We start from the raw sequence: 8,934 nt of genomic DNA, 5'->3' as shown, positions 1-8,934 counted from the left end.
CACCCGGGGCCAGTCAAGGACAGGGTCACGTCCCGTCATCCTCGGCAACAGCCCAACAGGATCAGGCTGCGTTGTCGATCCTCACAGTCAAGGACGGGCCTTCGGCCCGCCGGCTTCGCCGGCCGCTTCGCGGTCCTTGACCCGGCACCTGATCGAGAAAGATTTCGCCATTATCGGGGCGGCGGCGAGGGTGTGGCGCGGGGATCAGGTTGCCTGTTCACGGACTGCGTAAATTTGGGCTGACCAGCAAAAACAGGTAGCGCCGCGGTGCCGTTTGGCATATAATTGGGCGTATGAACGAGACCGTCGACCAGCTCCTTGCCGGACCACCTGTGGGTGCGTCCGAGGGTGAGCTGGTCGACTGGATCAGCCGGCTCGAAGAAGTGAAGTGCGCGGCTGAGGTCGTTCAGGCAGAAGCAGCGGTACGCCTCGATCAAGCCACCCGCGTCCGGCAGGCCGAGGCTGGGGTCCCTGCCCGGAAGCTCGGCGAAGGCGTCGCCTCCCAGATCGCGCTCGCGCGACGAGTCTCACCCGCCAAGGGAGCCAAGCTGCTCGGTCTGGCGAAGATTCTTGTTGCGGAGATGCCGCACACGTTCGGGTTGATGAAAGCCGGATTGTTCTCGCAGTGGCAGGCCACCATCCTCGCCCGCGAAACCGCCTGCCTCTCACTAGAAGATCGCCGGGTCATCGACTACCAGCTCTGCACCCACGGCCCGGACGGTGAGCCGCCAGCGGTGGTGATGATGGGGCGTCGGCAGCTCGAGAACGCCGCCAAGAAGCTCGCCATCACCCTGGACCAGGAATCCGTCGTGGCTCGTGCAGCGAGCGCGGAGAAGGATCGTCGGGTCAGCGTGCGGCCGGCACCGGACACGATGACCTGGCTCGGTGCCTTGTTGCCGGTCAAGGACGGGGTCGCGGTGTTCGCGGCATTGGATCAGGCAGCGAAGGCCGCGCAGGCGGTCGGTGATGAGCGGACGCGGGGGCAGGTCATGGCCGACATCCTCGTCGACCGAGTCACCGGCCGAAGCGCGACCGATGCGAAGCCTCGGATCGAGGTCAAAATCATCATGACTGCCGACTCGCTCGCCAACGACGCCGACCAGCCAGCCATGGTCGAGGGCTACGGACCTGTCCCTGCCGCCTGGGCGCGTGAGTCGCTCGCTGATGCCGAGGTCTTCGTCCGTCGTCTGTTCGCCGACCCTGCGGGGAACCTGGTCGCGATGGAGTCCCGCTCCCGCAAAGCACCCGAGGGTCTGGCCGAGTTCATCGCTACTCGCGATGGCGGGATCTGCCGCACCAACGGCTGCGACGCCCCGATCCGGAACGTCGATCACGTCGAGCGCCATGCCGACGGCGGCAAGACCAGCGCCGCGAACCTGCAAGGGTTGTGCGAGAGATGCAATCAAGCGAAAGAGGCCCTCGGTTGGCAGGCCAGACCAGGACCAGACGGCACCATCATCACCATCACACCCACCGGCCATACCTATGTGAGTCCGCCACCCGACACCTGGCAACCAGACCCACCACCCCTGTCGCGGGGAGAGCTCGTGCTGCGCGACATGATCGTCGACCATGCGCTCGCAGCGTGACTCGTCGGAGTGGGTGGAGGAGAGAGTGCTCCGAGGTCAGTCGAGGGGGAGGAGACCGCGTTCGGCGAAGACCTTCTTGGCGGTGAAGGTGGCGTTCAGGGCTCGCGGGAAGCCGCAGTAGACCGCGGCATGGAGGAAGGCCTCGATGATCTGCTCCGGGGTCAGGCCGACGTTGAGGGCGGCATTGATGTGGACGTCGAGCTGGGGTTCGCAGCCACCCAGGGCGGTGAGCATGCCGAGAGTGACGAGCTGACGATCCCGCGGCTCCAGGCCGGGGCGTGCGTAGATCTCGCCGAATCCCCAGGCGGCGATCTGGTGCCCCAGCTCCGGGGCGATGTCGGCGAGGGAATCGATCACTCGGGCACCGGCCTCACCGTCGATCGCGTCGAGGATCTCGCGACCGTGGTCGTGGCGAGCTGCGCGGGAGGCGGGGTCCTCGGAAGGATTCTCGAAGGTCATGCTGAGCACGCTAGGAGCTGGAGCGCGCTCGAAGTCAACGGATCGGCGCAGCTGCTAGGAGGCGTACGCGATCTGCTCCTGGATCTCGAAGCGCAGGCCGTCGGCGGCCGCGATGTAGACGTCCTGGTCCACGAGGTTGCCGTGCATCCGCATCAGGCCTCGGGGGCTGGAGTAGCTGTGGTGGTCGGTGAGGCGCAGCGCGGGCTCGACCTCGAGCCCGCCGCTGGCGTCGCCGATCTGACGCAGGAACATCAGCGACTCATAGCAGGACTCGCCCACGGCGTTGAGGGAGGGCGCATACTCGCCGAAGCGGAGATGGTAGCGCTCGGCGAGGCCGGCAGACTCGGGGGTGGTGAGGCCGTCGAAGTAGGCAGCGGCCGCGAAGACGTTGGCATTGGCGCCGGCGCCGCCGGCGAGCAGGGTGTTCTCCTCGACGGCGGGGCTCAGCCGGGTCAGCGACGAGCTCAGCCCGGTGGCGGCGAACTGGCGGTTGAAGTGCACCGCGTCCTGCCCCATCAGCAGCATGATCACCCCGTCCTGGTCGCCGGTCTCCAGACCACGCAGCACGCCGGCGAAGTCACGGGTCCCGAGCGGGACGTACGTCTCGCTCACGACCTCCGAGGACGACCCGCGCAGCGCCAGCCGGGCCGTCGATCCGGTGACGCGTGGGAAGACGTAGTCGTTGCCGACCACCGCCCAGCGGGAGACGCCGTGGTTGGCCCGCATCCAGGCGGTCGCGGGGAGCAGCTGGTTGACCGGGCGCTCCCCGATCATGAAGACCCCAGGAGTGTCGTCGCCTCCCTCGTGCATGGCTGCGAAGGCATAGAGAGCCCGGCCGCCGACGCGGGCGGTGATCGCCTGGCGTACGGCGGAGATGTGCCAGCCGGCGATCGCGTCGACCCGGCCGAGGTCGACGAGCCGAGCGACCTCGGCGGCGACCTCCTGGGGAGCGCGGCCGGCGTCGATCGCGACCAGCTCGACCGGCTTTCCGGCGATTCCGCCGCCGGCGTTGAGCTCCTCGGCGGCGAGCTCGCCGCAGGCCAGGCAGCCGGGACCGTAGATGCCGGTCGGGCCCTGCATCGGCACCACGAAACCGATCGAGAGAGCGCCCGGCGGACGGGGCGCGAGGCCCAGCAGGGCATGGGACGCCGGGGTGAACGACGGCGGAGACATCGGCACCTGCTCCCAGACGAACGGGACGAGACGAACCAGACGGGATGACTCACCATTGAGCCGATGGGTGGTTAGGGTACGGGAGTCGGGCCCTCGGCGCAGCGGGCATCCAACAGACATTCGTGGGAGGACGTCATGGAGACGGCCGTAGCGGATCTCGCCGTGCTGCTCGCCCGAGCGCAGCGCCGGATCGAGCGCGCGCTCGCCGAGGCGTACGCCGAGTTCGACCTCACCGCGGAGCAGTGGCGCATCCTCAGCGTGCTGCTCGACGAGCCCGGTCAGACGATGACCCGGCTGGCCGACGGCGCCGCGCTCCCGGCCGGCACCCTGACCAGGCACGTCGACCGGCTCGTCGAGCGCGGGCTGGTGCTGCGCAAGATCCATGCCGAGGACAAGCGCCGCGCCGTGGTCGCGCTCTCGCCGGTGGGCGCCTCGGCGGCCCGGGAGATCCGCGCCCGTCAGCAGACCGAGGCCGTCGCCAGGGTCGCCCGCGACCTGCGGACCGTGCTCGAGAAGCTGCCCTGAACTTTGTCGGCTGAGGGCCGTTTCCGTCTGGAAACAAATCCTCACTGAGTCCGATACATCGGGGAAACAACCCGTCCCTAGATTCCTTCCATTCGAGAGCAATTGTCCGATGGAAGGACCCCCATCCCGTGCGTACGAAATTCTCGAGCCGCGTTCTTGCGGCCAGCTCGGTGCTCGCCCTGGGCATGACCGCGACCGCCTGTGGCGGCGCCAAGACCGGTGCCGCCGCGACCAGCGAGAGCTGCGTCGACACCAGCGGCGACACCATCAAGATCGGCTTCCTCAACTCCCTGTCGGGGACGATGGCGATCAGCGAGACGACCGTCTTCAAGTCCCTGTCCATGGCGGCCGAGGAGATCAACGCCGACGGCGGCGTCCTCGGCAAGAAGCTCGAGATCGTCAGCGAGGACGGCCAGTCGGAGCCGACCGTCTTCGCCGAGAAGGCGACCAAGCTGATCCAGGACGACTGCGTCGCGGCAGTCTTCGGCGGCTGGACCTCCAGCTCGCGCAAGGCGATGCTGCCGGTCTTCGAGGGCAACGACGCGCTGCTCTTCTACCCGGTGCAGTACGAGGGCCTGGAGTCCTCGCACAACATCTTCTACACCGGCGCGACCACGAACCAGCAGATCATCCCCGCCCTCGACTTCCTCAAGCAGGAGAAGAAGATCGAGTCGATCTTCCTGGTCGGCTCCGACTACGTCTTCCCCCGCACGGCCAACAAGATCATCAAGCAGTACGCGGCCGCCAACGGCATCGAGGTCCTCGGTGAGGAGTACCAGCCCCTGGGCTCGACCGACTTCGGCACGGTCGTCGACAAGGTCAAGGCGGCCGGCGCGGACGCGGTCTTCAACACCCTCAACGGTGACTCCAACGTGGCCTTCTTCAAGGAGTACAAGGGCAAGGGCCTGACCGCCTCGGCGATGCCGGTGCTCTCGGTCTCGATCGCCGAGGAGGAGGTCCCGGGCGTCGGCGTGGGCAACCTCGAGGGGCAGTACACCGCCTGGAACTACTACCAGACCATCGACAGCCCGGCGAACCAGAAGTTCGTCACCGACTTCAAGGCGGCCAACGGCGCGAAGGCGGTCACCTCCGATCCGATGGAGGCCGCGTACACCTCGCTGCACCTGTGGAAGGGCATGGTCGAGGAGGCGGACTCGTTCGCGGTCGAAGACGTCGTCGACGCCGCAGACGGCGTCACCTACGACGCGCCCGAGGGCACCGTCGAGGTCGACGGCGAGAACCACCACATCGCCAAGACCGCGCTCGTCGGCCAAGTGAACGCCGAGGGCCTGATCGACACGGTCTGGTCGAGCGACGAGCCGATCGAGCCGGACCCCTACCTGAAGTCCTACGACTGGTGGAAGAACTAGTCCGTTGGACACGCTCCTCGCCCAGGTCTTCACCGGCATCTCCGCCGGTGCGGTCCTGCTCCTCATCGCCCTCGGGCTCACCCTGACCTTCGGTCAGATGGGCGTGATCAACATGGCCCACGGCGAGTTCATCATGGCGGGCGCCTACACCGCGTACGTCGTCTCGACCATCGTCGCCAGCACCGAGCTGAGTCTGCTGATCGCGCTCCCCGCGGGGTTCGTGGTCGGCGGCCTGCTCGGGCTGGCGCTCGAGGCGAGCGTGCTGCGGTGGATGTATGCCCGCCCCCTGGACACGCTGCTGGTCACCTACGGCGTCGGTCTCGTCCTGCAGCAGGTCGCGCGCGACATCTTCGGGGCTCCGGCCAAGGAGGTGCCCGCGCCGGGGTGGCTCGATGGGTCGATCCCGATCCTGGGCTACGACTTCCCGCTGACCAGGCTCTTCATCATCGTCCTGGCCGGGCTCTGTGTCGCGGCGCTGCTGGCCGTGCTCCGGTTCACCGCCCTCGGGCGGCAGATCCGGGCGACGGTCGGCAACCGCGACCTCGCCGAGACCATCGGCATCTCGACCCGCCGAACCGACCGGGCCACCTTCTTCATCGGTTCCGGTCTGGCCGGTGTGGCCGGAGTGGCGCTCACGCTGCTCGGGTCGACCGGCCCGAACCTCGGCACGTCCTACATCGTGCAGGCGTTCCTGGTGGTCGTGGTCGGCGGCATCGGGCACCTCAAGGGCACGATCGTCGCGGCTCTCGGGATCGGCCTGCTGCAGGCGTTCCTCGCCCACGCCCTGACCGGCTCGGTCGCGCAGGTGCTCGTCCTCCTCGCGATCGTCGCGTTCCTGCAGCTGCGCCCCCAGGGGATCCTCTCGGTCCGGACCAGGAGCCTGGCATGAGCATGAGGAAGATCTCTCCGTACGCCGGCTGGCTGCTGCTCGCGGTCGCGCTGCTCGTCCTCGCCCCGAGCGTCCTGTCCGACTTCCGCCTCGGCCTGCTCGCGAAGTACTGCTGCTACGCCATCGCGGCGGTCGGCATCGGTCTGGCCTGGGGCCGTGGCGGGATGCTGGTGCTGGGACAGGGGCTCTACTTCGGCATCGGCGCCTACGCGATGGCGATGCACCTCAAGCTCGCCGACGCCGGCCCCGGCGGGGTGCCGGACTTCATGGCACTCTACGGCGACGCCACCGTGCCGGGCTGGTGGGAGCCCCTGCGCAACGGCGGGCTCGCGCTCGTCGTCATCCTCGTCCTGCCGGCACTGGTGGCGGGCCTGCTCGGGCTCGCGGTGTTCAAGCGGCGGATCAAGGGGGCGTACTTCGCCATCCTGAGCCAAGCGCTCGCCGCCGCCTTCGCGATCCTGCTCGTCGGCCAGGTGAAGACCACCGGCGGTGCCAACGGCCTCAACAACTTCCAGGGCTTCTTCGGGTACGCCCTGTTCGACCCGGCCAACAAGCGGATGCTCTACTTCATCGCCGCGGGCATCCTGCTGGTCTCGATCCTGGCGATGGCCTGGCTCTACAGCACCCGCTTCGGCGAGCTGCTCGTCGCCGTCCGCGACGGCGAGGAGCGGGTGCGCTTCCTCGGGACCGACCCGGCCAACGTCAAGCTCGCGGCGTACGTCATCGCCGCCGTCCTGGCCTCCATCGGTGGGGCACTCTTCGTGCCGATCGCCGGGATCGTCTCGCCCGACGACGTCGGCGTGGTCGCCTCCATCGGGCTGCTCGCCGGGGTCGCGCTGGGCGGGCGTGCCTCTCTGCTCGGCCCGGCCGTCGGAGCGCTGCTGGTCGGCTATGCCGAGACCTCGCTCTCCGAGGCCTTCCCGGGGTCGTGGTCCTACTTCCAGGGCGTGCTGTTCGTGCTGGTCATCCTGCTGTTGCCGGGTGGGCTGGCGCAGCTGTTGGGGCTGGTCGGGCGGCTGAATGTTCACCGAGGTAACTCGGTGGGCGATCACTTCCTTCGTGGAGTTCCACGAAGGAAGCAGGGCGAGACCGAGGTACCTCGGTCGGCATCCGAGGAGGCGGCAGCGAGATGACCCTGACGGTGAGCGACCTGCGGGTCGAGTTCGACGGGTTCGTGGCGATCGACGGGGTGTCCCTGACTCTGGAGCCGGGCCGGCTGCACTTCCTGATCGGCCCCAACGGAGCCGGGAAGACGACGCTCGTGGACGCCCTGACCGGACTGGCAAACGGAAGTGGTGAGGCACGCTATCGCACACGCGATCTGCTCGCGCTGGCATCGCACCGGATCACCCGCCTCGGGCTGGGACGTACGTTCCAGACCGCGACGGTCTTCGAGGAGCTGAGCGTGCTGCAGAACCTCGACATCGCCGCCGGGGTGCACCGAGCGCGATGGAGGCTGATGCTGCCGCGGCGGGGGACACCCGAGCAGGTCGCCGAGGTGCTGGAGACCGTCGGGCTCACGGAGCTGGCGGACCGGCCTGCGGGCGTGCTCTCGCACGGGCAGAAGCAGTGGCTGGAGATCGGCATGCTGCTGGTGCAGGACTCCTCGGTGATGCTGCTCGACGAGCCCGTCGCCGGGATGTCGGCCGAGGAGCGGGAGGCGACCGGGGAGCTGCTGCGCCGGATCAGTCCGGAGCGGACTGTTGTGGTCATCGAGCACGACATGGACTTCGTACGACGCTTCGCCGACATCGTGACCGTGCTGCACGCGGGAAAGGTGATCGCTGAGGGCACGGCCGCCGAGATCCGGGAGGACGCCGAGGTGCAGCGGGTCTATCTGGGAGACACGGTCGCCGCGGTGACCGAGACGAGCATCGAGAAGACAGGGATCGAGAAGACAGGGGAGGACGACTGATGCTGAGGATCGAGTCGGTCACCGGCGGCTACGGCCGCACCACGGTGCTCCACGAGGTCAGCCTCGAGGTCCCGACCGGCGCCGCGGTGGCGCTGATGGGACACAACGGCGCCGGCAAGACGACCCTGCTCAAGGCGGCGGTCGGGCTGGTCCGGGCCAAGAGCGGCCGGGTGCTGCTCGACGGCGAGGACGTCACCGCGCTGCGCCCGAGCGCACGCGTCAAGAGAGGCCTGGGCTACGTCCCGCAGGGCCAGCAGAGCTTCGGCGAGATGACCGCGCTGGAGAACCTCCAGCTGGTCGGCGACCGGGCCGGGATCAGCGAGATGATCGACCTCTTTCCCGCGTTGAAGGACCTGCTCGGCAGACGGGCCGGGCTGCTCTCCGGCGGCCAGCGCCAGCAGCTCTCGATCGCGCGCACCCTGCTGACCAGACCGCGTCTGCTCATCCTCGACGAGCCGACCGAGGGCATCCAGCCCAACGTGGTCGCCGAGATCGAGCGGGTGATCTCGGAGCTGACCGGTCGCGGCGACCTCACCGTCCTGCTGGTCGAGCAGCACGTCGGGTTCGCGCTGCGTACGGCCTCTGCCTACTACATCCTCGAGTCCGGCCGGATCACCGCGCGCGGCGACGGCGGCTCCGGGGCGCACGACCACGTCCGATCCCAGCTGGCCGTCTAGGCCGGCCGTCCAGAGAGTTGGCGAGATGCATCTGACCCCGTCCGACACCGAGAAGCTGCTGCTGTCCGTGGCTGGGATGGTCGCTCGCGACCGGCTCGCCCGCGGGGTGCTCCTCAACTACCCCGAGTCGGTCGCCCTGCTCTCCACCTGGGTGATCGAGCGCGCCCGTGAGGGCGCGTCGGTGACCGACCTGATGAGTCGTGGACGCACCGTGCTGTCCCGTCAGCAGGTCATGCCCGACGTGGTCGACATGCTCGTCGAGGTGCAGGTCGAAGCGACCTTCCCCGACGGTCGCAAGCTCGTCACCATCCACCAGCCCATCGCATGAAGCGGAGAT

Annotated in this window: 10 protein-coding genes; 8 read left to right on the top strand and 2 right to left on the bottom strand. The window is 68.4% G+C overall.

The annotated features are described in order from the left end of the window. The first annotated feature begins 293 nt into the window (after positions 1-293). Positions 294-1,589, top strand: coding sequence for a DUF222 domain-containing protein (locus ABZZ22_RS22520; RefSeq protein WP_354936175.1), 1,296 nt, complete (start codon positions 294-296; stop codon positions 1,587-1,589). A gap of 36 nt (positions 1,590-1,625) precedes the next feature. On the opposite strand, the gene ABZZ22_RS22515 is transcribed toward ABZZ22_RS22520, so the two are convergent. After that, positions 1,626-2,048, bottom strand: coding sequence for a carboxymuconolactone decarboxylase family protein (locus ABZZ22_RS22515; protein WP_354936172.1), 423 nt, complete (start codon positions 2,046-2,048; stop codon positions 1,626-1,628). Between the two features lie 54 nt (positions 2,049-2,102). Beyond that, a complete protein-coding gene (locus ABZZ22_RS22510) occupies positions 2,103-3,221 on the bottom strand; it encodes a substrate-binding domain-containing protein (protein WP_354936169.1) in 1,119 nt (372 codons plus the stop codon). A 135-nt stretch (positions 3,222-3,356) separates the two neighbouring features. On the opposite strand from ABZZ22_RS22510, the gene ABZZ22_RS22505 reads away from it, so the two are divergent. The 7 genes from ABZZ22_RS22505 (at position 3,357) to ABZZ22_RS22475 (ending at position 8,925) form a co-directional block, all read left to right on the top strand. Beyond that, positions 3,357-3,746 carry a MarR family transcriptional regulator gene (locus ABZZ22_RS22505; protein WP_354936166.1) on the top strand — a complete coding sequence of 130 codons (390 nt, stop codon included), beginning with the start codon at positions 3,357-3,359 and terminating at the stop codon, positions 3,744-3,746. Between the two features lie 128 nt (positions 3,747-3,874). Beyond that, positions 3,875-5,116 carry an urea ABC transporter substrate-binding protein gene (gene urtA, locus ABZZ22_RS22500; protein ID WP_354936163.1) on the top strand — a complete coding sequence of 414 codons (1,242 nt, stop codon included), beginning with the start codon at positions 3,875-3,877 and terminating at the stop codon, positions 5,114-5,116. 4 nt (positions 5,117-5,120) lie between these two features. Next, positions 5,121-6,005 (top strand): urea ABC transporter permease subunit UrtB, encoded by an 885-nt coding sequence (gene urtB, locus ABZZ22_RS22495; protein ID WP_354936161.1) that lies wholly within the window; start codon positions 5,121-5,123, stop codon positions 6,003-6,005. Next, on the top strand, positions 6,002-7,138 hold the full coding sequence (gene urtC, locus ABZZ22_RS22490) for an urea ABC transporter permease subunit UrtC (protein WP_354936159.1): 1,137 nt from the start codon (positions 6,002-6,004) through the stop codon (positions 7,136-7,138). Before urtB ends, urtC begins: the two co-directional genes overlap by 4 nt. Beyond that, positions 7,135-7,920, top strand: a complete 786-nt coding sequence (gene urtD / locus ABZZ22_RS22485) for an urea ABC transporter ATP-binding protein UrtD (protein WP_354936157.1) — start codon at positions 7,135-7,137, stop codon at positions 7,918-7,920. Before urtC ends, urtD begins: the two co-directional genes overlap by 4 nt. After that, positions 7,920-8,597 carry an ATP-binding cassette domain-containing protein gene (locus ABZZ22_RS22480; protein ID WP_354936154.1) on the top strand — a complete coding sequence of 226 codons (678 nt, stop codon included), beginning with the start codon at positions 7,920-7,922 and terminating at the stop codon, positions 8,595-8,597. Before urtD ends, ABZZ22_RS22480 begins: the two co-directional genes overlap by 1 nt. A gap of 25 nt (positions 8,598-8,622) precedes the next feature. Continuing rightward, positions 8,623-8,925 carry an urease subunit gamma gene (locus ABZZ22_RS22475; RefSeq protein ID WP_354936151.1) on the top strand — a complete coding sequence of 101 codons (303 nt, stop codon included), beginning with the start codon at positions 8,623-8,625 and terminating at the stop codon, positions 8,923-8,925. Positions 8,926-8,934: the final 9 nt, after the last annotated feature.

This window comes from Nocardioides sp. NPDC006273, assembly GCF_040613495.1.
Taxonomy (GTDB): domain Bacteria; phylum Actinomycetota; class Actinomycetes; order Propionibacteriales; family Nocardioidaceae; genus Nocardioides.
The sequence above is the reverse complement of the archived record's forward strand: the minus strand, read 5'-3'. Positions and strand labels throughout refer to the sequence as shown.